The 21,542-nt window shown below is 74.7% G+C and carries 25 protein-coding genes; 18 read left to right on the top strand and 7 right to left on the bottom strand.

Translation table 11 applies throughout. The features are described from left to right. The first annotated feature begins 2 nt into the window (after positions 1-2). The 4 genes from QSK03_RS31765 to QSK03_RS31750 all read left to right on the top strand — a co-directional run bounded on the left by QSK03_RS31765 (position 3) and on the right by QSK03_RS31750 (position 1,383). Complete coding sequence (locus tag QSK03_RS31765) at positions 3-548, top strand: YbhB/YbcL family Raf kinase inhibitor-like protein (RefSeq protein ID WP_285659705.1); 546 nt, start codon at positions 3-5, stop codon at positions 546-548. Between the two features lie 70 nt (positions 549-618). After that, entirely contained in the window at positions 619-852 is a 234-nt protein-coding gene (locus QSK03_RS31760) for a hypothetical protein (RefSeq protein WP_285659704.1), read from the top strand. A 28-nt stretch (positions 853-880) separates the two neighbouring features. Then, on the top strand, positions 881-1,231 hold the full coding sequence (locus tag QSK03_RS31755; RefSeq protein WP_285659703.1) for a MerR family transcriptional regulator: 351 nt from the start codon (positions 881-883) through the stop codon (positions 1,229-1,231). After that, positions 1,222-1,383, top strand: a complete 162-nt coding sequence (locus QSK03_RS31750) for a VOC family protein (protein WP_352232083.1) — start codon at positions 1,222-1,224, stop codon at positions 1,381-1,383. The genes QSK03_RS31755 and QSK03_RS31750 overlap by 10 nt, the downstream gene beginning before the upstream one ends. A 3-nt stretch (positions 1,384-1,386) precedes the next feature. Here the strand turns inward: QSK03_RS31750 and QSK03_RS31745 are convergent, their stop codons facing one another. The 3 genes from QSK03_RS31745 to QSK03_RS31735 are packed head-to-tail and all read right to left on the bottom strand — an operon-like array spanning position 1,387 to position 3,532. After that, positions 1,387-2,151, bottom strand: a complete 765-nt coding sequence (locus QSK03_RS31745; protein ID WP_285659699.1) for a maleylpyruvate isomerase family mycothiol-dependent enzyme — start codon at positions 2,149-2,151, stop codon at positions 1,387-1,389. Next, entirely contained in the window at positions 2,148-2,774 is a 627-nt protein-coding gene (locus QSK03_RS31740) for a TetR/AcrR family transcriptional regulator (RefSeq protein WP_285659697.1), read from the bottom strand. The genes QSK03_RS31745 and QSK03_RS31740 overlap by 4 nt, the downstream gene beginning before the upstream one ends. 53 nt (positions 2,775-2,827) lie before the next feature. Continuing rightward, positions 2,828-3,532: a flavodoxin family protein gene (locus tag QSK03_RS31735; protein WP_285659695.1), complete on the bottom strand. Its 705-nt coding sequence runs from the start codon at positions 3,530-3,532 to the stop codon at positions 2,828-2,830. Between the two features lie 154 nt (positions 3,533-3,686). On the opposite strand from QSK03_RS31735, the gene QSK03_RS31730 reads away from it, so the two are divergent. The 3 genes from QSK03_RS31730 (at position 3,687) to QSK03_RS31720 (ending at position 8,677) form a co-directional block, all read left to right on the top strand. Further along, positions 3,687-7,052: an ATP-binding protein gene (locus QSK03_RS31730; protein WP_285659693.1), complete on the top strand. Its 3,366-nt coding sequence runs from the start codon at positions 3,687-3,689 to the stop codon at positions 7,050-7,052. 83 nt (positions 7,053-7,135) lie between these two features. Further along, the gene (locus QSK03_RS31725) at positions 7,136-8,158 is read left to right on the top strand and encodes an NAD(P)-dependent alcohol dehydrogenase (RefSeq protein WP_285659690.1); all 1,023 of its coding nucleotides are present in this window, start codon (positions 7,136-7,138) and stop codon (positions 8,156-8,158) included. A 15-nt stretch (positions 8,159-8,173) separates the two neighbouring features. Next, entirely contained in the window at positions 8,174-8,677 is a 504-nt protein-coding gene (locus QSK03_RS31720) for a cupin domain-containing protein (RefSeq protein ID WP_285659689.1), read from the top strand. Between the two features lie 231 nt (positions 8,678-8,908). On the opposite strand, the gene QSK03_RS31715 is transcribed toward QSK03_RS31720, so the two are convergent. Continuing rightward, positions 8,909-10,486: a long-chain-fatty-acid--CoA ligase gene (locus tag QSK03_RS31715; protein ID WP_285659687.1), complete on the bottom strand. Its 1,578-nt coding sequence runs from the start codon at positions 10,484-10,486 to the stop codon at positions 8,909-8,911. A 125-nt stretch (positions 10,487-10,611) separates the two neighbouring features. Between QSK03_RS31715 and QSK03_RS31710 the strand changes: the two genes are divergently transcribed. The 7 genes from QSK03_RS31710 to QSK03_RS31685 all read left to right on the top strand — a co-directional run bounded on the left by QSK03_RS31710 (position 10,612) and on the right by QSK03_RS31685 (position 16,026). After that, complete coding sequence (locus QSK03_RS31710) at positions 10,612-11,379, top strand: class I SAM-dependent methyltransferase (protein ID WP_285659685.1); 768 nt, start codon at positions 10,612-10,614, stop codon at positions 11,377-11,379. A gap of 97 nt (positions 11,380-11,476) precedes the next feature. Continuing rightward, the gene (locus QSK03_RS31705) at positions 11,477-12,475 is read left to right on the top strand and encodes a methyltransferase (protein WP_285659683.1); all 999 of its coding nucleotides are present in this window, start codon (positions 11,477-11,479) and stop codon (positions 12,473-12,475) included. 135 nt (positions 12,476-12,610) lie between these two features. Further along, positions 12,611-13,588 (top strand): anti-sigma factor RsbA family regulatory protein, encoded by a 978-nt coding sequence (locus QSK03_RS31700; protein ID WP_285659681.1) that lies wholly within the window; start codon positions 12,611-12,613, stop codon positions 13,586-13,588. A 24-nt stretch (positions 13,589-13,612) separates the two neighbouring features. Then, positions 13,613-13,897 (top strand): hypothetical protein, encoded by a 285-nt coding sequence (locus QSK03_RS33335; protein ID WP_352232082.1) that lies wholly within the window; start codon positions 13,613-13,615, stop codon positions 13,895-13,897. Then, complete coding sequence (locus QSK03_RS33330) at positions 13,890-14,171, top strand: SH3-like domain-containing protein (RefSeq protein WP_352232081.1); 282 nt, start codon at positions 13,890-13,892, stop codon at positions 14,169-14,171. Before QSK03_RS33335 ends, QSK03_RS33330 begins: the two co-directional genes overlap by 8 nt. Next, positions 14,168-14,758: a nitrile hydratase subunit alpha gene (locus QSK03_RS31690; RefSeq protein ID WP_285659680.1), complete on the top strand. Its 591-nt coding sequence runs from the start codon at positions 14,168-14,170 to the stop codon at positions 14,756-14,758. The genes QSK03_RS33330 and QSK03_RS31690 overlap by 4 nt, the downstream gene beginning before the upstream one ends. A gap of 71 nt (positions 14,759-14,829) precedes the next feature. Further along, positions 14,830-16,026, top strand: a complete 1,197-nt coding sequence (locus QSK03_RS31685) for an MFS transporter (protein WP_285659678.1) — start codon at positions 14,830-14,832, stop codon at positions 16,024-16,026. Positions 16,027-16,042: 16 nt separating this feature from the next. Here the strand turns inward: QSK03_RS31685 and QSK03_RS31680 are convergent, their stop codons facing one another. Then, on the bottom strand, positions 16,043-16,777 hold the full coding sequence (locus QSK03_RS31680; protein WP_285659676.1) for a hemerythrin domain-containing protein: 735 nt from the start codon (positions 16,775-16,777) through the stop codon (positions 16,043-16,045). A gap of 103 nt (positions 16,778-16,880) precedes the next feature. Between QSK03_RS31680 and QSK03_RS31675 the strand changes: the two genes are divergently transcribed. After that, a complete protein-coding gene (locus tag QSK03_RS31675) occupies positions 16,881-17,924 on the top strand; it encodes a helix-turn-helix transcriptional regulator (RefSeq protein WP_285659674.1) in 1,044 nt (347 codons plus the stop codon). Between the two features lie 2 nt (positions 17,925-17,926). Here the strand turns inward: QSK03_RS31675 and QSK03_RS31670 are convergent, their stop codons facing one another. Then, positions 17,927-18,409: a MarR family winged helix-turn-helix transcriptional regulator gene (locus QSK03_RS31670; protein ID WP_285659672.1), complete on the bottom strand. Its 483-nt coding sequence runs from the start codon at positions 18,407-18,409 to the stop codon at positions 17,927-17,929. A gap of 87 nt (positions 18,410-18,496) precedes the next feature. On the opposite strand from QSK03_RS31670, the gene QSK03_RS31665 reads away from it, so the two are divergent. Together QSK03_RS31665 and QSK03_RS31660 are read left to right on the top strand one after the other, a co-directional pair. Beyond that, entirely contained in the window at positions 18,497-19,126 is a 630-nt protein-coding gene (locus tag QSK03_RS31665; protein ID WP_285659670.1) for an FMN-dependent NADH-azoreductase, read from the top strand. Between the two features lie 73 nt (positions 19,127-19,199). Next, positions 19,200-19,997, top strand: coding sequence for an alpha/beta fold hydrolase (locus QSK03_RS31660; protein ID WP_285659667.1), 798 nt, complete (start codon positions 19,200-19,202; stop codon positions 19,995-19,997). 3 nt (positions 19,998-20,000) lie between these two features. Here the strand turns inward: QSK03_RS31660 and QSK03_RS31655 are convergent, their stop codons facing one another. Next, positions 20,001-21,035 carry a hypothetical protein gene (locus QSK03_RS31655; protein ID WP_285659666.1) on the bottom strand — a complete coding sequence of 345 codons (1,035 nt, stop codon included), beginning with the start codon at positions 21,033-21,035 and terminating at the stop codon, positions 20,001-20,003. A 152-nt stretch (positions 21,036-21,187) separates the two neighbouring features. Between QSK03_RS31655 and QSK03_RS31650 the strand changes: the two genes are divergently transcribed. Next, the coding region (locus tag QSK03_RS31650; RefSeq protein ID WP_285659665.1) for an alcohol dehydrogenase catalytic domain-containing protein at positions 21,188-21,542 on the top strand (355 nt) is incomplete at its 3' end.

The following is a 21,542-nucleotide window of genomic DNA, read 5'->3' as shown; positions in this document are numbered from 1 at the left end:
CGATGACCACAGCTCTCGCTCCGCCCGACCCGTACACCTTCCTCCCGGAGGTCCCGACCTTCACCCTGACCAGCACCGACATCGCCGACGGCACCCCGCTGGCCGCGCCGCACACCAGCGCGATCATGGGCGTGCCCGGTGGGGAGGACCGCACGCCGCAGCTGCGCTGGCACGGTTTCCCGACGGCCACCCGCAGCTTCGCGGTCACCTGCTACGACCCCGACGCACCGACGGGCAGCGGCTTCTGGCACTGGGCCGTCGCCGACCTCCCCGCCGACGTCACGGAGCTCGTGGCCGGCGCGGGGGACCCGGACGGATCCCGGCTCCCACAGGGGGCGATCACGCTCCCGAACGACGCCGGCATCCACCAGTACCTCGGGGCGGCGCCCCCCGAGGGGCACGGCGTGCACCACTACTACTTCGTGGTGCACGCGGTCGACGTGCCGACGCTCGGGATCCCGCGGGGTGCCTCACCGGCGTTCCTGGGGTTCAACCTGTTCAGCCACACGCTGGCCCGGGCGACGATCACCGCGGTCTACGAACGCTGAGCATGCGGGACCCCCGAGCCGCCGCCGCGCACCCCGCGGCGGCGGCCCTCGCCTGCCCGTCGGTGATCGCGTGCTGACCACCCGGGTGTGCTTCCACCCCGACGCCGGCCTGGCCGCGGTCGCCGTCCACCTCCCGGATCGCCCCCTGCCGGCGGCGGTGCGGGTCGTCGACCTCGACGTCGGCCTCGTCGTCGCCGCGATCGCGCCGGAGCGGGGGTGTCCGGGCTGTCCGGGCGGTTGGTGCCGTCGCAACGTCTACCGACACCTCGACGACCTCGTCGCCCGCGCGCGTTCTTGCCCCTGACGCGGCGTCAGGGTCCTACCGTCACCGCATGGCGTCGCTGGCGGGGGACGTCCGGGTCGGGGAGCTGGCCCGGGTGACGGGTCTGACGGTGCGCACGTGGCACTACTACGACGACATCGGGCTGCTCTGCCCGTCGGCGCGCAACGGTGCCGGGCACCGCCTCTACGCCGCGGACGAGGTCGACCGGCTCTACCGGATCATCCTGCTGCGCCGCCTTCGGGTTCGAGGCAGGCCGGGTGGACCGCGACGGCGACGGCGTCGTGCAGCACGCGGAGGTGATGGCCGGCGACGGCGTCATCTGGCTGCACCCCGTCTCGCCCGAGTTCCGGATGCAGTCCCCGTCGGTCGCGGGGGTTCGACACCGCGGGCCTGTCGGTGATGGTCGACGACGTCGACGCCCACCACGCGGGCGTCCGCGACGCCGGCGCGGTGATCGTCTACGAGCCCACGGACATGCCCTACGGCGTGCGCGAGTACTGCGTGCGCGACCTGGACGACCGGCTCTGGGCGTTCATGACGACGCTCGGGTGACGCTCAGAACGGCACCGGGGTGGCCAGCAGGCCGTCGGCGGGCGCGCGGCCGGAGAGGCGACGGCAGAACTCCAGGGCGTCGTCGGTCAGCGCCGGGCCGCCGGTACCCACCTCCCAGCGCCCGCCCGCGGGGCCGGTGAGCTCGAGGGTGAACGGCCGCCCGTGGCGCGCGGCCCACTCGCGGACGACGTCGTCGACGAGGACACCGTCGTGCTCGGCGCTCAGCGTCATCTCCGCGCCGGCGGCGTCGGCGATGTCGACGCGGTGCATCCAGGGGTCGCGGGTCAGGATCGTCTCCCAGAGGTAGCCCATCGTCCACGTCCCCTCACCGGTCCCGCCGTCCATCGTCATGCGCCGGGTCAGGTTCTTCGCGCCCGCGCGGCTCGCCGCAGCCCGCGGCGCGACGGCGCGGTAGGCCTCGGCGATCTGCGCCGGTGTCATCGTCGCGCGCTCCTCGACCTGCAGGCCGGTCAGCTCGTCGATGAACTCCGTGCCGCGCCGCTTGCTGCGCACGGCAGCCTTGACGTTCTGGCGCACCATCTCCGGCGTCGTCGCGATCATCACCGCCATCCCGAGGCAGTGCGCCGCGACCGCGCGGACGTCCCAGCCGGGACAGACGGTCGGGGCGCGCCACTGGTCGGCGTCCAGACCGGCGAGCAGGTCCCCGAACCGCGCGTACTCGGTGGCCGCGAGGCGGTCGGCGGTGGCGCGGTCGAGCGTCGAGACCCGGGCTCGTGTCTCGTCGGCCGTGGTGTCGGTGGCGGTCATGGTTCCCCCTGGAGCGACGGGCCGGGCAGGCCCACGTGATCGGCGTACATGTCGACGGCCCGTGGCAGCAGGCGCCGCCAGCGTTCGCCGCCGGGGTCGTTGGCGAGCTGCTGCTCGACGAGCGCCCCGATCAGTGCGGTGTAGAGGTCGCGCTCGTCGGGGTCGGTGATCCCGAGCCGGTGCAGCAGCCCGACGAGCTGCTCGTAGACGGCGACCGACGGGGCGTAGGCCTCGTCGGACGGCCGGAAGCCGGGGACCGCGGCGGTGTCCATGAGCTGGTGCCGGACGAGGTCCGCGACCGCGAATTCGAAGTAGGTCGTCGCGACCGCGCCCAGGGCCTCGCGCGGCGCGCTCGGCACGGCCGAGAACGTCTCGTCGGCCACGACGCGGTACTCCCGCCACGCCTGGGCGAACATCGCGTCGATGATCGCCGTCTTCGAGGCGAAGTGGCCGTAGAGCGACGGCGCCCGCATCCCGACGCGCTCGGCGACCTCCTTGAGCGTGAAGGCGGCGAGCCCCTGCTCGCGAGCGGCCTCCCAGGCCGCGTCGACGATCTCGGCGCTCGTAGCCTCACGGCGTTCGGCAGCACGATCGCGGCGAGGCTTGTCTAACACGATGAGCATCGTCGAACGACGTTAGGCTCCGCGTCGAGCGGCCGCCCGGGTGACGCGGGTCCTCAGCGGTACTCGGGATTGACGAAGTCGAAGCGGCATCCGGCGTCCCACTCCGAGCGCTGGTTGCCGTGGGCGGGGATGCCACCGGCGTCGCGCAGCATCCGCGCGACGTGCAGCAGGTTCCACGTCATGAACGTGGTGTTGCGGTTGGTGAAGTCGTTGTCCGGGCCGCCGGACCCCGGATCCAGGTAGGACGGCCCGGGCCCGGCCTCGCCGATCCACCCGGCGTCGGCCTGCGGCGGGATCGTGTAGCCGAGGTGCTGGAGGCTGTAGAGGACGTTCATGGCGCAGTGCTTCACGCCGTCCTCGTTGCCGGTGATCAGACACCCGCCGACCCGCCCGTAGTAGGCGTACTGCCCGGCGTCGTTGAGCAGGTGCGAGCACCCGTAGAGCCGCTCGATGACGCGCTTGGTCACCGAGCTGTTGTCGCCCAGCCAGATCGGGCCGGCGAGCACGAGGATGTCGGCGGCCAGCACCTGCTCGTAGATCGCCGGCCACTCGTCGGTCGCCCACCCGTGCTCGGTCATGTCCGGCCAGACGCCGGTGGCGATGTCGTGGTCGACGGCGCGCAGGGTGCTCACCCGCACGCCCTGCCGTTCCAGGATGCCGATGCTGAGATCGATCAGGCCCTGGGTGTGGCTGCGCTCCGGTGACCGCTTGAGCGTGGTGTTGATGTAGAGCGCCGTGAGGTCGTCGTAGGTCGTCACCGCCGCGCCCCCCTCTCCGTCCGGTGGGTCGACCATCGTCCCGCCCCCGCCGATCCAGCAGAAGACCCGGCGGCTACACCGCGTGGAAGACCGGGTCGGTGCTGTCGCCCGTTCGGACACTGGACTTAGCTTCGGAACGCGTGACGCTGACGGTGTGTCCGCGCGGGTGCGTCTTCTCGGGGCCCTGGAGGTCGAGGACGACGACGTCGTGGTCGACCTGCACGGCGCGAAGGAGCGCCGACTGCTCGCCGCCCTCGCCCTCCACCCCGGGCAGGTCGTGTCCGAAGGCCGCCTGATCGAGGCGCTCTGGGGGGATGCGCCGCCGCGCACGGCCGGCAAGACGCTGCAGAACCACGTCCTGCGGCTGCGGCGCTCGACGCGCCCCTGCGCCGAGCTCGCCGTGGTCACCCGGTCGCCCGGCTACCTGTTCACCGGCGAGACCGACGTCGTCGCTGCCGAGCGGGCGGTCGCGCGGGCCCGCGAGGTGGAGCGGGTCGGAGGTCACGAGGCTGCCCTGGCGCTCCTCGACGACGCCCTCGCCCGGTGGCGGGGGCCGAGCCTGGAGGAGTTCGCCGACCTGCCCTTCGCCCGTGGTGAGGCCGCGCGCCTCGAGGAGCTGCGGGAGACGATCCGCGAGGACCGTGTGAGCGTCCTGCTCTCGCTCGGCCGCCATCACGAGGCCGTCACCGAGTCCGAGACGCTCGTCGACCGGTGTCCTCTGCGTGAGCGCCGCTGGAACCAGCTGATGCTGGCCCTCTACCGGGACGGGCGGCAGGCGGAGGCGTTGGCCGCCTACCACCGCCTGCGCGGCGTGCTGGCCGACCAGCTCGGGGTCGAGCCGGGTCCCGAGGTACGCGCGACGGAGGCGGCGATCCTGCGGCAGGACGCCGGGCTGCGTCCCACCGGCCACCGCCGCGCCGCCGTCCCGGACCGGGGTCCGATGCCGTGCGTGGGCCGCACGCGCGAGCTCCGATCGTTGCTCGCGCACGTCGACGGTCTGAGGGCGGGCCGCGGCGCGGTGGTCCTCGTCTGCGGCGAGGCGGGTATCGGGAAGAGCCGCCTGCTCGCCGAGCTCGCCGGGTCGAACTCCGTGACCGTGCTCCGTGGTCGGTGCCTGGAGGGCGCGGGCGCCCGACCGTTCCACCCGTTCGCCGAGGCCTTGGGGCCGGCGGTGCTGGCCCCGGCCACCGGTGGTGACCGGCTGCGGGCCGACGAGGTGCGGGCCCGGGTGTTCGACGGTGTCGTCCGGCACGTCGTCGACCTCGCCCGGACCGTCCCGGTCGCGCTGCTGCTCGACGACCTCCACTGGGCCGACGCGGACACGGCCGCCCTGCTGCGTCACCTCACGCGCAGCACCGTCGACGTCCCGGTCCTCGTGGCCGGCGCGTACCGCGAGCACGACGTCGACGCGGACCATCCCCTCGACGCCGCGCTCGCCGCGATGCGCACGGAGACCGAGTGCACCGTGCTGCGCCTGGGCGGCATCGACGTGACCGCGATGACCGACCTGCTCGGCGCGATCGCCGGTGCCCGACCGTCCAACGACCTCGCCGCCGCGATCACCGCCGAGACCGGCGGCAACCCGTTCTTCGCCCGCGAGATCGCGCGGCACCTCGGCGAGACGGGTGCGGTGACGGCCGGCGCCGACGGCCGGCTCCGCGCGGACCTGGCCGGCACCGGCACGCCGGACGGCGCCCGCCAGGTCGTCGCGCGGCGGCGTCGGCGGCTGTCGGCCGCGGCGAACCGTCTGCTCGACACGGCCGCGGCGATCGAGGGCCCGTTCCCCTGGGAGCCCGTCCGCTCCGTCGCGGGCGTGGCCGCCGACGAGGCACTCACGGCTCTCGACGAGGTGCTCGCGGCCGGTCTGGTCGTGGTCGGCACGGAACCCGACCGGTACGACTTCACCCACGCCCTGATCCGGCACGCGGTCTACGAGGCGCTCAACCCTTCGCGGCGGCTCCGGCTCCACCGGGCCCTCGGCGAGGCGATGGTGGAGGCGCGGGGCGCCGGACTCGGACCTGGCGTCGGAGCCGGCGCCGGGGCCGGCGCCGCCGAGGTCGCCGTGCAGTTCCACCGCGCCGTCCCGCTCGCCGGCGTCGACGCCGGGGTGGCGCCGGCGCTGGAGGCGGCGGAGCAGGCGCGCTGCGCCGGCGCCCACGACGAGCAGGCGGCCTTCCTGCGCATCGCCCTCGAGCTCCTGCCCGCCGGCGACGGGCGCCGGGCGGCGCTCGCGGTGCAGCGGGCCGTGGCACTCGCGTGGTCGCTGCGGTTCGACGACGCAGTGGCGGTCGCCCGGGAGGTCCTGGCCGGCGAGCAGGCCGATCCGTGCTGGCGCGTGACGGCGGCCGCGGACGTCGCCACGGTCCTGGCCACCGCCGGCAGCAACCGCCACGCCTGGGCGCTCGCGCCCATCGGCCTGCGTGCGGCGGGGGAGGACGCCGACCCCGGCAGCCGGGCCGCGCTCACCGTGCTCGACCTGGACCGCCGCGAGGCCGACGACCCCGCGCACCCCGGCATGCCCCTCGACCTGCCGGGCCGTCGCGCGGCGCTGGAGGTCCTGCACCGGTCCGGCCGGCTCGCCGGGCGCGGCGACCTCGCCCGCTATGCCGTGGCCGCGATCTACGGGCGACGCGAGCGGATCCCGGCCGAGGCCGCCGACGACCCGTCGGTGGCGACGTACCTGGTCGGCGACTACGTGACGGGGGCGGCGCGGTTCGCCGAGGAAGCCGACGCGGCGCAGGCGCGGGGCCAGCTGGCCTGGGAGGTGTACTGCCGATCGAGCGCCGGGCGGGCCCTGGTGGCGCTCGGCGAGTTCGCGGAGGCCGCCCGCGAGATCGCGCGGTCGGCGTCGCTCGTCGACCGCCTCCCCGGCCTCGGCCTCGGCTGGCAGCTGCTCCACCACCAGGGCGCCGAGGACGCGCTGACCATGGCCCGCGACACGGGCTGGGCGGAACGGCTCGCCGCGTTCCGTCCGTGGATGGAGCCCGGACCGGAACGTCACTGGGGCAGCGCGGCGATCGACGGGATCGGCGCGCGGATCCACGCCCGGCGGGGCGACGGACCGGCCGCCAGCCGGCTGCTGTCGAAGCCGGTGCACGCGCTGCAGCGGGCCCCGGCCTGGGCACCGAACTACGGGCGGACCGCCTGCGAGCTGGCCGAGACGTTGTGGTTGCTCGATCGTCGCGACCACCTCGCGATCGTCGAGGCGGCGCTGCGGGACAAGGCGCTGCCCGCCGACTTCCGGTTCCCGATGACCGACGCCCGGCTGGCGCTCGCCCGTCTGTGCGCGCTCGACGGCCGACCGCAGGAAGCGGGCCAGTGGTTCGCCGAGGCCCGCCGCGTACTGGAGGACCAGGGTGCCCGGCCGCTCCGCGCCGTCGTCGACCACGACGAGGCGCTCATGCACCACCGTCGCGGAGACCGGGCTGCGGCTCGTCCGTTCGCCCATGCGGCGCGGGTCGCGTTCGCCGAGCTCGGGATGCCGGGCTGGTCCCACCGGCTGGGGGCCATCTCCGGCTGATCCTCGTGCGACCGCACTGCGACCGGCGTGCGACCGGTCCTCCGCAGGCTGACGGCCGACATGCCCCGTCCCGAGGAGGAGCCATGAAGGCCGTCCGCCTGCACGCCTACGACGAGCGTCCACGCCTCGATGAGGTCCCCGAGCCGACCGCGACCGGCTCCCACGACGTCGTCGTGCGCGTCGGCGGGGCGGGGGTGTGCCGCACCGACCTGCACATCGGCCAGGGCTGGTTCGCGCCGCTCGTGCCGGTGGAGCTGCCCTTCACCCTCGGGCACGAGAACAGCGGCTGGGTGCACGAGGTCGGCGCCGCGGTCGAGAACGTCGGCGTCGGCGACCCCGTCATCTGCTACCCCCAGCAGAGCTGCGGTCGCTGTGCCGCCTGCCGCATCGGCGACGACATGCGCTGCGAGCGTGGCCTCGACTTCACCGGCCTCAACCGCGACGGCGGCTTCGCCGAGCTCCTGCGCACGACCGACCGCGGTGTCCTCCCGCTCGGCCCCGCCCTCGACCCGGTCGACGTCGCCCCGCACGCCGACGCCGGGCTGACCGTCATGCACGTCGTGCGCAAGGCCGTCCCGCTGCTCGGGGCCGGGACGCGGGTCGTCGTGCAGGGCGTCGGCGGGCTCGGGCACATCGCCGTCCAGTGTCTGCGCGCCTACACCCCCGCCGAGGTGGTCGCCGTCGATCCCGACCCGGAGGCGCTCAAGCTCGCGACCGACTGCGGGGCGCACCACGTCGTGGGCGACCAGCCGGTGGAGGAGGTGCAGCGCCTCACCGGCGGCGCGGGTGCCGAGGCGGTGCTCGACTTCGTCGGCGAGGGCGACGCGGTTGCCACGGCGCTCGCGATGGTGCGTCCGCGCGGGACGTACTTCGCCGTCGGCTACGGAGGCACCCTCACCGTCCCGACGCTGCACCTCGTGCTGCCGGAGATCAGCGTCGTGGGCAACGCCGTCGGCACGCACGACGACCTGCGGGAGCTGATGGCCCTGGCGGCGGGCGGAGGCGTCGAGGTGCGGACCCGCACCTATCCGCTGGAGGCGTTCGCCGACGCCCTCGACGACCTCGAGCACGGCCGGACGCACGGCCGCGCGGTCCTCGTGCCCTGAGAGAGGAGACGAACCATGACGCACGTCCTGCCCCTGACCGTGGTGCGGCCCGATGAGGGTCGACGCGGCGACCTCGGCCCGATCGGGGTCGACGTCAAGCTGAGCGGCCGTCACAGCGGTGGCGCGCTCGCGATGGTGGAGCACCCGTTCCCGGTCGGCGCCCTCGTGCCGCCTCACCGGCCCACGCGCGAGGACGAGTACTCGATCGTCGTCGAGGGCGAGATCGGCTTCCGCTCCGAGGACCGGGAGGTCGTTCTCGGCCCCTGCGGCTACATCGTCAAACCGCGGGGCGAGATGCACACCATGTGGAACGCCGCCGACCGGCAGGCCCGCATGATCGAGGTCATCTCCCCGGCCGGGTTCGAGGGATTCTTCGGTGAGCTCGCGGACCTCGTGAACAGCGGTGATCCGGAGCCCGCCGCGCTGGCCGACCTCGCCGGGCGCTACGGCGTCGAGTTCGGCGCGCCGGAGTGGCTCGCCGACGTCGTCGCCCGCTACGGCCTCACGCCACCGGGGTGACGGTCTCGGAGCCCGGTCTGGCTCCGGCCCGGCGACGAGGGGAGGTCGGGGCGGACGCGGGCGCCGGGCCCCGAGATCACGGGCGCGTCATCCACCGCGAGGGCGTGCCCGCGGTGCACGAAGTGCTCCTGATCAAGCTGAGCACCACGACACACGACGCTGGTGACACTCAGGAAAGAACCGCTGATCGACACCTTCACCGATCGAACTGGAGAGCGCGGCGATCACGGCTCAGGAGACGGCCTCGGGCGCCGTCGGCGACCCGGCGACCTCTCGTTCGCGCAGCACCGTCTTCTGCACCTTGCCCGTCGCGTTGCGCGGCAGCGCGTCGACGAGCGTGAGGCGGCGGGGGCGCTTGTAGCGGGCGAGCTGGGAGCGGCAGTGCTCGTCGAGGGCGTCGAGGGTCGGGGGATCGGCCGGGTCCTTCGGGACGACCACCGCGAGCGGGGTCTCGCCCCACCGGTCGTCGGGGACGCCGATGAGCGCCACGTCGGCGACCTGCGGGTGGCCGGCCAGCACGTTCTCGACCTCGGCGCAGTAGATGTTCTCGCCGCCGGAGATGATCATGTCCTTCTTGCGGTCGACGACGTAGTAGTAGCCGTCGGGGTCCTGCCGCACGAGGTCGCCCGAGTGGAACCACCCGCCGCGGAACGCCTCGGCGGTCTCCTCGGGCTTGTTCCAGTAGCCCGACATCACCAGCGGCCCGCGGTAGACGATCTCCCCGACCTCCCCGGGTGCGACGTCCTCCATCGCGTCGTCGACGACGCGGACCTCGACGTTGATCATCGGTGTACCGACGGAGCCGAGCTTGCGGACCGCGTCCTCACCGCGCAGCGTCGTGGTGACCGGGCTGCACTCGGTCTGGCCGAACGAGGTGACGATCTCGGCGTCCGGGAACGTCGCGATCATGGTCCGCAACAGCGTGGTCGACGCGGGTGCCGCGCCCCACGAGCCCTTGCGCAGCGCCGAGAGGTCGCGCTCGGCCACGCCCGGCCGGGCACAGAGCGCCGCCCACTGGGCGGGGACGAAGAAGCACGCCGTGACGCGCTCCCGTTCCAGGATCGCCAGCGTCTCGTCGGGATCGAACCCGCCCGAGGCCGGGATGATCGTGGTGCCGCCCGCGAGCAGCGACGGCAGGAAGCCCGCCAGCCCGGCGATGTGGAACAGGGGCGTGCCGGCCATCCAGACGCTCGGGCCGCCCGGGCCGCCGAGGTGCATCGTCGACGAGAACGCGTGCAGGTAGAGGTTCCGGTGGGTCAGCATCGCGCCCTTCGGGGCGCCCGTGGTCCCCGAGGTGTACATGATGAACGCGGTGGCGTCGTCGGCGATCGCGAGCTCGTGGTAGGTCGGGTCCGCGGCGTCGAGGACCTCCTCGAGGTCGCCGCCGATGGTGATCACGCGGCGCAGGCCGGGGACGTCGGCCCGGGCCGCGCGCACGACGTCGGCGGTGGCGGTGTCGGCGACCACCGCGACCGCGCCCGAGTCGTTCAGCGTGTACGCGACCTCCCCGGCGACGAGCCGGAAGTTGACCGGTACGCAGATCGCGCCCGCCCGCAGGACCGCGATGTACGACTCGAGCAGCGCGACACCGTTGAGGCCGATCACCGCGACCCGGTCGCCCGGCGCGACACCGTCGGCCAGCAGGGTGTTCGCGAGGCGGGTGATCCGGTCGTCGGCCTGCGCGTAGGTCCGCCGCTCCCTGGTCGCGGCGTCGACGAACCCCACCGCGTCCGGGGTGACCCGCGACCAACGGGCCAGGATGTCGCTCAGGGTCATGCCCCGGCCGGTGATCGAGCCCGTGATCGTCATTGCGTCAGCCCCTGCCCGGTCGCCGATCGCCCTCATTGCCGTCCGGCCATCCTCTCCGTTCGGCCGCGGACGTGTCACCCTGTCGCCCGAACGTCGCCATCGGAGCCTGCGAGTGGGTGCCTGCCATGACCGATCAGACCGTCGAGCATTACGAGCGCGTCGCCGGCAGCTACAACGAGCACTGGACCTACGACCCGGACTACGTGCGCCGGTTCGCCGCGGCCATGGCCGACGCGCTGCGGTTGACCAGCTCGGACGCGATCGCCGACGTCGGGTGCGGCACCGGCCTCTACACCCGCCGGCTCTGCGAGTACGTCGAGCCGGCGCGCCCGGTGCTGTGCGTCGACCCCGTGCCGGCGATGCTCGACCAGCTCCCGGCGTCGCCGCGCCTGCGTCCGGTGGTCGGCCGTGCCGAGGACCTCGCGTCGGGGGAGGTCGCGATCCCCGACGGCACACCGCTCGACGCGGTCATCCTCAAGGAGTCGATCCACCACGTCGCGGACCGCGCGACGACGCTCGCCGGCCTCGGCGGGCTGCTCTCGCGCCACGGCCGGCTGTTGATCGTGATGCTCCCGCAGAGCATCCACCACCCGCTTTTCCGCGCGGCGCACGAGCGGTTCGAGCAGCTCCAGCCGGCTCCTGCCGAGATCGTCGAGGAGATCGGGGCCGTCGGCCTGCGGGCGTCGGTGAGCTACCGGACCTTCCACGCCGCGATCGACCGGGACCGCTACGTCCGGATGCTCGAGTCCCGGTACATGTCGGTGCTCTCCGAGTTCTCCGACGACGAGCTGCGCGAGGGCATCGAGCAGTTCCGCCACGCGTACCGCAACGACCCGGTCCTGCGGTTCGAGGACCAGTTCGCCTTCGTGACGGGATGGGTGCGGCCGGGCTGAGCGGGCTGAGCCGCCACGGCCGGGGACCGCCGGCGGCCGAACCGCGGCGGTCGTTCGGCGGCTCGCCCACCGGGCACGCCCGCGTCACCATCCGGTCATGCCCCCGGAGGCGCCCGGACTCGCCGTGATGCGGCTGCTGTACGGCTCGGTGACCGCGCAGCTGGTGTCCGTCGTCGCCGAGCTCGGGGTCGCGGACCTCTGCGCGGGCGGACCGCGCGAGGTCGGCGACCTCGCCGTCGCGACCGGCGTCGACCCCGGCGCGCTCCACCGCGTCCTGCGCGCCCTGGCGTCCGCCGGGGTGTTCACCGAGGTGGCGCCGCGATGCTTCGGGCTCACCGACCTCGCCGGGACGCTGCGCACCGACGTCCCGGGGTCGATGCGCGACCACGCCCGCAACTGGGGGTCGCCGGAGTACCGGCAGACGTTCGGCGACCTCGCGTACTCGGTGCGCACGGGCGAGCCGTCGTTCGATGTCCACCACGGCACCGACTGGTGGACCTACCTCGCGACGCGCCCCGACCGGGCCGCCGGCTTCGACCGCGCGATGGGCGGCCGCGCCCGTCACCTCGTCGCCGCTGCCCTGGACGCGGTCGACCTCGCCGGGGTGCGCCGTCTCGTCGATGTGGGTGGCGGGCGGGGCGAGCTGGTCGCCGCGGTCCTGGACCGCCACCCCGGCATCCGGGCGGTGGTGCTCGACCGGCCGGAGGTCGTCGCGGGGGCCGCCGCGCTGCTCGGCGATCGCGCCGAGGTCGTCGCCGGCGACTTCTTCCGTGCGGTCCCATCCGGGGCGGACCGCTACGTGCTCTCCAGCGTCCTGCACGACTGGGAGGACGACGACGCCGTCGCGATCCTGCGGGTCGTGCGCGAGGCGATGGCGCCCGAGGCGCAGGTGCTCGTCCTGGAGACGGTGCTGCCCGAGGGCGACGAGCCGCACGTCGGCAAGATGCTCGACGTCCTCATGCTCGCGCTCGTCGGTGGCCGGGAGCGCACGGAGCGGGAGTACGCGCAGCTCGTCGCCCGCGCCGGGCTGCGGCATGTACGGACCGTGTCGACCGCGGCACCGGTGAGTGTGCTCGTGGCCGACGCCCGGGGGTGACGCCTCACCTCCTCGCGACGCTCGTGTCGTCCGAACGCCGGTACCGCTCGCCGAGCATGCGGGGAAACCGTCGGTGGCGTGCAGCCGAGCGTGCATGATGGCTGCGCCAGCGTCGTCAACACCGGGTGCCACGGAGTGCGAGAAGTCCCAGAGGGCCGACACCGCCGGATCGAGTCCGGCGGGCTGGTCCACCCTGCGCTGTTCTACGGCGACGACGCCGCGTACGTGGCGGGCACGGTCCCGTTCCTGCGCGAGGGGATCGCGGCGGGGAGCCCGGTGATGATGGCGGCGCCGCCGAGCCGGCTGGACCTCGTCCGCGACGGGCTCGGCCCGGATGCCGCCGACGTCGTCTTCCACGACATGACGGTCGCGGGCCGCAACCCCGGGCGGATCATTGCGGGCGTCCTGCGGGCCTTCGCCGACGAGCACGCCGACCACGACGAGGTCCGCATCATCGGCGAGCCCATCTGGGCGGGACGCGGCCAGGACGAGTACGCGGCCGCCGCCCAGCACGAGGCGCTCATCAACGTCGCCCTGGCCGACCGCCCGGTCGCGGTCCTCTGCCCGTACGACACGGGCGCGCTCGACCCGACCTGGATCGCCGACGCCGCGCGCACCCACCCCGTCGTGATCGAGAACGGCACGACGTCGACGAGCGAGCACTACGCGGACCCCGCCGAGCTCGCGCACTGGTTCAGCGGCCCCCTGGGCGAGCCGGTGGAGCTCGGCGAGACGCTCGTCTTCGACGCCCCGACCGGGCCCCGGGTGGTGCGCACGGCCGTCGCCGAGCACGCAGTGCGGGCCGGTCTGGACCAGGCTCGGGCCGGTGACCTGGCGCTGGCGGCCTACGAGGTCGCGGTCAACACCGTCCTGCACACCGGCCGTCCGGGCCTGCTCGCGCTGTGGACGCGGGAGAGGTCCGCCGCCGTCGTCTGCGAGATCCAGGACAGCGGGTGGATCGCCGACCCGCTCGTCGGCCGGCACGGCTGCGGTCCCGCCGACGGGCGGGGGTACGGCCTGCACCTCGCCCACCAGCTCTGCGACCTCGTCCAGGTGCACAGCGACCCGGATCTCGGCACGACGGTCCGGATGACGGTGGACCTGCCGCGCTGACGCGCCCTCCGGTAGGAACGACCCGTGAGCAGGATCAACGACGTCGGCGGGATGGTCGGGTTCCCGGCGATCGTCGAGGAGCCCGACGAGCCCGCCTTCCACGCCGACTGGGAGGCGCACGTCGTCGCGCTGAACGGGGCGATGCTGCGCCGCGGTGTCTACAACCTCGACGAGTTCCGCGACGCGATCGAGCGTATCCCGCCGGAGGAGTACCTCGCCGCCTCGTACTACGAGAAGTGGTTCCGGGCGATCACGACGCTGCTCGCCGAGAAGGGGATCGCGACGCCCGAGGAGCTCGCCGGTGCCTGACCGCTTCGTCGCGGGCGACCGCGTCCGCACCCGCATCGCCGATCCGCCCGGCCACACCCGGCTGCCCCGCTACGCGCGCGGAGCCCGGGGCGAGATCGTCGCCACGGCCGGGCACCACCCCCTCGCCGACGAGCGCGCCCGCGGGCTCGGGTCGGCGCCGCGGGCCGTCTACCACGTGCGGTTCCCGGCGAGCGAGCTGTTCGGCGACGGGGAGCACGCCGTCGTGGTCGAGCTCTGGGAGGACTACCTCGAACCCGACGGGAGCAGGTCATGAGCGGCGAGCACGCCAGCAGCCCGGTCGCGGCGCAGGTGCGCCACGTCGAGGCCCTGCTCGAGGAGCGCGGGTGGCTCGCGCCCGGGGAGGTCGACGAGCGCATCGACGCCTTCGCCGCCGGCGGCTCGCCGGCGCACGGTGCGGCGATCGTCGCGCGGGCCTGGACGGACCCGGGCTACCGGGAGCGGCTGCTGGCCGACGGGAACGCCGCGATCGCCGAGCTCGGGTACTCGATGGGCGGCGCGCTGCAGGAGCAGAAGCTCACGGTGATGGCGAACGGCCCGGACGAGCACCACGTCGTCGTCTGCACGCTCTGCTCCTGCTACCCGATCGCCCTGCTCGGGCCGTCGCCGGGCTGGTACAAGAGCGAGGCGTACCGCTCGCGGGTGGTCCGCGATCCGCGCGGGGTGCTGCGCGAGTTCGGCGTCGAGCTGCCCGCCACGACCCGGATCACCGTGTGGGACGCGAGCGCGGAGTCGCGCTACCTCGTGCTGCCGCGTCGGCCCGACGGCACGGACGGACTCGGCGAGGAGGAGCTCGCCGGCCTCGTGACGCGCAAGGGGCTGATCGGGACCGCGCTGGTCTGAGGGTGCTGCCCGGCGTGACCCTCGCCCGGAACGGCCCCGTCCGTCCGGTACTCCGTTAGCGTTGCTCAACGATGACGGAGCAGTCGGCGCTGAGGGTCGGGTCCGGCGCCGTCGCGATCACGACCGCGACGGTGCTGCCGGTGTTCCTGCTCGGCGCGCTGTCGGTGCAGATCGGCGACGAGCTCGGGTTCGACCCGGCGGCGCTGGGGCTCGTCGTCTCCGCGTACTTCGGGGTCTCGGCGCTGGTGTCGCTGCCGGTCGGGAAGCTCGTCGAACGTCTCGGCTCGCGCCGCACGAGCCGGATCGCCCTGGTCGGCGCCGCGATCGCCATGCTGCTCACCGCCTGGCTCGCCCGCAGCTACGCGGCCGTCGTCGCGATCGTCCTGCTCGGGGCGTGGACGAACGTCATGGGCCAGCTCAGCACGAACCTCACCCTCGCCCGCGCGATGCCGCCGGCGCGGCTCGGGCTGTCGTTCGGGGTCAAGCAGGCGTGCGTGCCCCTCGCGACGCTGCTCGCGGGCCTCGCCGTTCCTGCGGTGGGACTGACGATCGGCTGGCGCTGGGCCTACGTGATCGCGGCCGGGATCGCCCTGGCGGCCCTCGTCGCCGCACCCCGCGGGGCCGGCCCGGAGGAACGCTCGGGCGACCGCGCCGCCGACCGCGCGACGGCGGCCCTCGCGGTGATCGGTGCCGCGGCGGGGCTCGGCGCCGCGAGCTCGACCGGCCTGAGCATCTTCCTGGTGGCCTCGGCGGTCGACGGCGGCGTCGCGCCGGGGACCGCCGGCCTCGTGCTGACGCTCGGCAGCGTCGTCGCGGTGGTCATGCGGATGGTGCACGGGTGGCTCGCCGACCGACGCGCCGGCGGGCACGTCGCCGTGGTCGCCGGCTGCCTGCTGTTCGGTGCAGCCGGGGTCGTGCTGCTCGCGGTGCCGGGGTCGGTCGCGCTGGTCGTGGGCACCGTCCTCGGGTTCGGGCTCGGGTGGTCCTGGCCCGGCCTGCTGCAGTTCGCCGTGGTGCGCCTCAACCCGACCGCCCCGGCCGCCGCGACCGCGATCGTGCAGGTCGGCGTGTACGCGGGCGGGTGCCTCGGGCCGGTCGGCTTCGGGCTGCTGGCCACCGGGATGTCGTTCGCGACGGCGTGGGTCGTCGCGGCGGTCGCGATGCTCGTGGCCGGGGCAGGGGTCCTGGTCGGGCGGCGGATGCTCCTACGCCACCCCGCCGCGGCGGCGAGCCGCGCCGTCCGGCGCGAGGTGCCGGCGTCGTCCTGACGGGGCCGACCGGGCATCAGGGGCGAGCCGTGCCGTGGACGCGCGCGGCGCGGCGGGCGTACACGCGGGGAGCGAGGCGGGGTACGAGCGCGCGGACGGGCGCCGGGGCGTCGGCGAGCATCCCGGCGAGGACCTCGGGGTCGCCCTCGTAGGCGAACATCCCGAACACCAGCAGCATCGCGCTCGCCGGCACCGCGGCGGCGCCGGCCTCGCCGACGGCGCGCCACTGCGCCTCGGTGAGGTGGGCGGCCGCGAGGGGCAGCAGGGTGCGCTCCTCGGTGTCGAGGTGCTCGGCGAGCAGCCGGTGCAGCTCCCGCAGGGCCTCGACCAGAGCGTCACGGGCGTCGAGTTCGGCCCGCTCGACCCAGGCGCGCCGCGCGTCGGCGACGCTGCCGAGCGCTGCGTCGAGCCCCTCGTGCTGGGCCTCGGCCTCGGCGAGCAGGACGCCCGAGCGAGCCGGAGCCTGTGCGCGCAGCGGGGGCCAGAGGAGCTCGTCCTCCCCGGCGTGATGGTGGTGGAGCAGGTCGCAGAGCAGGCCGAGGTGCCGGTCGACGCGGACGGCCGCGCGCCGGGCCCCGGCCGGGACCCGGCCGACGGCAGCGGGCGCGAGGCGGAACTCCCGCAGCAGGGCGGTGTGGACGACGACCATGTCTCGGACGTCCACGACCGGACGCTCAGCGGGCACCCAGCGCGCCCGGGTGTGGTCCCACCAGCAGTGGTCGGTGTCGGCGATGTACTCAGCGTTGTTCATGGGGGAGAGCGTGCTGAGCTGAGCGGGGTGCCCACATCCCAGAAACCTGGGGACTGTCACGCTGGGTATTCCATCGCGGGGCGGCGGCGCTCACGATGAGTGCATGGCTCCCCCGCAGCGCTCCCTGGCCGACCGGCTCGGGGTCGCGATGGGCGCAGCGCCCGACCTGCCGGCGCTCGCCCAGGCGGTCTACCGGACGGTGGCCCGTCACGTCCCCTTCGACTTCGCGTGCTTCGCCGCCACCGACCCGGCCACCGGGCTGGTCACCTGGGCGTCCAAGACGCGGGACCTCGGCGTCGGCGACGAGGAGTGGGCCGCGCTCGAGTACGGGCCGCCGGACGTCAACTCGTTCGCCGAGATCGCCACCCGGCGGCCGCCGGTCGGCGTGCTCTCGCTCGACACCGACGGCCGCCCCGAGCTCTGCCGGCGCCACCGCGAGTTCCTCGCCCCGCGCTTCGGCTTCACCGACGAGCTGCGGGTGGTGTTCCTGGGACGCGGGGCCCCGTGGGCGGCGATGGCGCTCTCCCGGGGCCGGGACGAGCCGCCGTTCGCCCGGGCCGAGGCCGAGGCGCTGGGCGCGGTGGGCGAGCTCGTCGCCGAGGCGGTCCAGCGGCGACTGTTCGCGCTCGGGGGTCCGCCGGACGGGCCGGGCGCCGACGCGGCGGGTCCGGCGGTGCTGATCGTCGACGGCGGGAACCGGGTCACGCACGTGACGCCTGCCGCCCGCGCCGCGATCGACGAGCTCGGCGGATGGGACCACGGGGCGCTGCCGGCCAACCTGCTCGCGGTCGTCGCCGCCACCCGGACCGGCGGCGAGCACACCGAGACGCAAGCGCAGGCCGGCTCCGGGCGGTGGCTGAGCCTGCGCGCCGCCGCACTCGCGGGGCCACCGGACAGCAGCGACGTCGTCGTCACCGTCGAGCCGACCTCGCGCGCAGCGCTGAGCCGGCTCGCCCTGGCCGCGCACGGCCTGACCGCCCGCGAGGAGGACGTCGCCCTCCTGGTGCTGCAGGGGGCGAGCACGCAGGCGATCGCCTCGACGCTGCACCTGTCACCGCACACCGTGCAGGATCACCTCAAGGTCGTCTTCACCAAGCTCGGCGTCAGCAGCCGCCGGGAGATGACGGCGCGGCTCGTGCTCGCCTGACGTCACCCGCGCTCGTGGGGCGCCAGGACGCTCGTGAGAGCGTCGCGCAGGGCGACGAGCTCCTCGGGTCGGACGTGGTCGGCGAAGTGGCGGCGGATCGCCCCGAGGTAGACCGGTGCCGCGCGCCGCAGTGCCGCCCGGCCGTCGTCGGTCATCACGGCGAAGAAGGAGCGCCGGTCCTGTGGGTCGGGGTCGCGGCGGACGAGGCCGTCGGCCGCCATGTCGTCGACCAGCCGGCTGATCCGCGAGCGGGACAGGACGACCCGGGCGCCGAGCTCCTGCATCCGTAGCCGGCGCTCCGGCGCCGCGTTCAGCTCGAGCAGGATGTCGTACCAGCTCAGCGGCACCCCGGCGCCGCGCTCCACCTCGCGCCCGATCACGGGGACCAGCGCGGCGTGGGCGCGCAGGACCAGCGACCAGGCCTGCACACCGGGGTCGTCGGGGTCGGGGGACGGCCGCAGATCACTCTCGGTCGAGGCGCTCACGTCGGCAGCGTACTTGACGCGTGCGCACGCACATAGTTCTATTGCGTGCAGACGCACATAAATGCGTGGAGACGCCGAGGAGGAGCCATGACCCACCTGCTGCACCTGTCCGCCAGCCCCCGCGGAGCCGCGAGCGAGTCGCTCGCCATCGCCGAAACATTCGTCGACACCTACACGGAGCGGCACCCCGAGGACACCGTGGACACCTGGGACCTGTGGGACGGGACGCTGCCGGCGTTCGGTCCGGCCGCGGTCGGGGCGAAGATGGCGGTGTTCGCCGGCGCGGACCCGCAGGGGGAGGAAGCCGCGGCCTGGCGCGCCGCGCGTGCGGCGTTCGACCGCTTCGACGCCGCCGATCGCCTCCTGTTCAGCGTCCCGATGTGGAACGGCGGCATCCCGTACGTCCTCAAGCAGTTCATCGACGTCGTCTCGCAGCCCGGCATGGTCTTCGGGGTCGATCCCGTCGAGGGCTACACCCACCTGTTCGCCGGCCGGGGCAAGCGGGCCGCCGTCGTCTACACGAGCGCCGTCTGGGGCCCGGCCCTCGGGCCGGAGTTCGGGACCGACTTCCAGTCGCCCTACCTCGAGGACTGGCTGACCTGGACCGGCATCACCGACATCAGCGAGATCCGCTTCCACCCGACGCTGACCGGCGACGCCGCCGAGGTCCGCGCCAAGGCCCACGCCGTCGCCCGCGACGTCGCGGCGACCTTCTGAGGAGGCACTGCCCTCCGGCGGGCCCCCTGACCTGCCGTACTGTGTACGGTGCAAGTGACCACAGGAGGGCATCGTGCGCCACGGCTTCGCGGACACCCGCTTCGGGCAGGTGCACTACGTCGAGGACGGCGCGGGGGAGCCGGTGCTGCTCCTGCACCAGACGCCGCGCTCGTGGGACGAGTACCGCGACGTCCTGCCGCTGGTCGGGCGGTCGGCACGGGCGATCGCGATGGACACGCCCGGGTTCGGGATGTCCGCGCGTCCCGCCGAGCCGTGGAGCATCGAGCTCTTCGCCCGCGGCGCCGTCGATCTCTGCGACGCCCTCGGGCTCGACCGCGTGACGCTCGTCGGTCACCACACCGGCGCGGTGATCGCCAGCGAGGTCGCCGCGAGCGTGCCGGACCGGGTCGCCGGGCTGGTGGTCTCGGGCATGCCGTTCGTCGATGCGGCCCGGCGGGAGCGGGTGGCGAGCGGCCGGCCGCCGATCGACGCGGTGACCCGCCGCGACGACGGCGCGCACCTGCGCGCGCTGTGGGACAACCGCGCGCCGTACTACCCCGCCGACCGCCCGGACCTGCTGGAGCGGCTGGTGCGGGACGCCCTCGGTGTGATCGACCGCGTCGAGGAGGGCCACGAGGCGGTCAACCGCTACCGCATGGAGGACCGCATCGGCGCCGTCACCGCGCCCACCCTCGTGCTGTGCGGCGAGCTCGACACGTTCTCGCTGCCCGACGTCGACGCGATCCTCGACGCGATCCCCGGGGCGGTGGCGGAGACGCTGCCCGGCACGGGCGTGCCGTCGGTCGACCACCGGCCCGAGCTGTTCGCGGACGCCGTCCTGCGCTTCCTCCGGCGCGTGCCGGCCGGCTGACGGTCAGGCGGCGCCCCGCCCGTGGTCGGGGCCGGGCGGCTCGTCCGCCGGCGTGACCTCGGCCCCCGAGGCGGCCACGAGGACCGGCGCGGCGTCCAGGTCGGGGAGCTCGAGGGTGCGACGGAGCTCGGCGAGCTGGGTGGTGACGCGGCGGCGGTGCTCGTCGAACGCACTGGCCGCGGCCGACGCCGCGTCCAGCCGAGCGGCCGCCTCCTGCTCGACCGACCGTGCGCGGTCCTCCGCCTTCCGGCGCTGCTCGTCGGCGTCGGCGAGCGCCGCGGCGGACTCGGCGCGACGGGCGGCGAGCGCGGTGGACAGGTCCTCCTCCAGCTGACGGCGGCGGCTGTCGGCGTCGTCGTCGCGGCGCCGGCGCTCGGCGGCCGCGTCGCCCTCCAGCCGCTCGACCTCGGCCCGCGTGCGCTCGAGGAGCTCCTGCTGCTCGGCCTCGGTCTCCTCGCGGCGGCGCCCGACCTCGTCGCGCAGCTGCTCGGCGTCGCGGCGCATCGTGCGGGCCTGCTGCTCGGCGCCGGCCACGATCGCCGCCGCCTCCTCGGCGGCGTCGGCCAGGCGGGCCCGACTGCGGCGGTCGGCGTCCTCGGTCATCGCGGTCGCGCGGGCGACCGCCTCGGCCACGGTCGCCCGGGCACGCCCGCGGGCCTCGTCGGTGATCGCCTTCGCCTCGGCCGCCGCGTGCACCCGGATCTGGCCGGCCTCCTCCTGCGCGAGACGCAGCAGGTGTGTCAGCCGGGTCGAGAGCCCCTCGACCGACACCGGCGACGTCGCCATCCGGTCGACGTCGGCCTGCAGCGCCCGGATCTCCGCCCGGGCCTGTTCCTCGGCCCGCACCATCGCGTCGCGGTCGGTCGTCATGATCCGCAGGTCGGCCTGCGCGCGGTCGAGAGCCTCCTCGACCTGGGCGCGGTCGAAGCCCCGGCGCACGACGTCGAAGCCGCTGCCCCACCAGGGGATGCGGCGCGTGCCGTCGTCCCCGGCCGGGGTGCTGGTGGTGTCGTTGGCTCCTTCTCCGCGGCCCTCCACGATCCCTCCCACGCTCCCGGCCCGACGTCGTGACGACCAGCCTTGTCCTCGGCGCTGACCCGGGGTAGAGCCGATCGGAGCCACGCCGGTCACGGTCGGGGCACGCTGATCGACAGTCGGGCCGGAAGGGGACATCTGCCGTGGTGGGCGACATGCGGGCGTTCAGGGTGCGGCGGCCGGGACCGGCGGCCGACGGGCCGCTGGAGAGGGTCGTGGAGGCCGTGCCGACGCCGGGGCCGGACGACCTGCTGGTCGCCGTGCTGGCGTGCGGGGTGTGCCGGACCGACCTGCACGTCGCCGAGGGCGACCTGCCGGTCCACCGCGCCGGTGTGGTCCCCGGGCACGAGGTGGTGGGCCGGGTGGAGCGGGTGGGCGAGGACGTCACCGGGTTCGCCGAGGGCGACCGGGTCGGGGTGGCGTGGCTGCGCCACACCTGCGGCACCTGCCGGTACTGCCGGCGCGGGGACGAGAACCTCTGCCCCGCCTCGCGCTACACCGGCTGGGACG

It is taken from the genome of Actinomycetospora sp. NBRC 106375 (assembly GCF_030269665.1).
Taxonomy (GTDB): domain Bacteria; phylum Actinomycetota; class Actinomycetes; order Mycobacteriales; family Pseudonocardiaceae; genus Actinomycetospora.
This window is presented reverse-complemented; position numbering and strand designations above follow the sequence as displayed.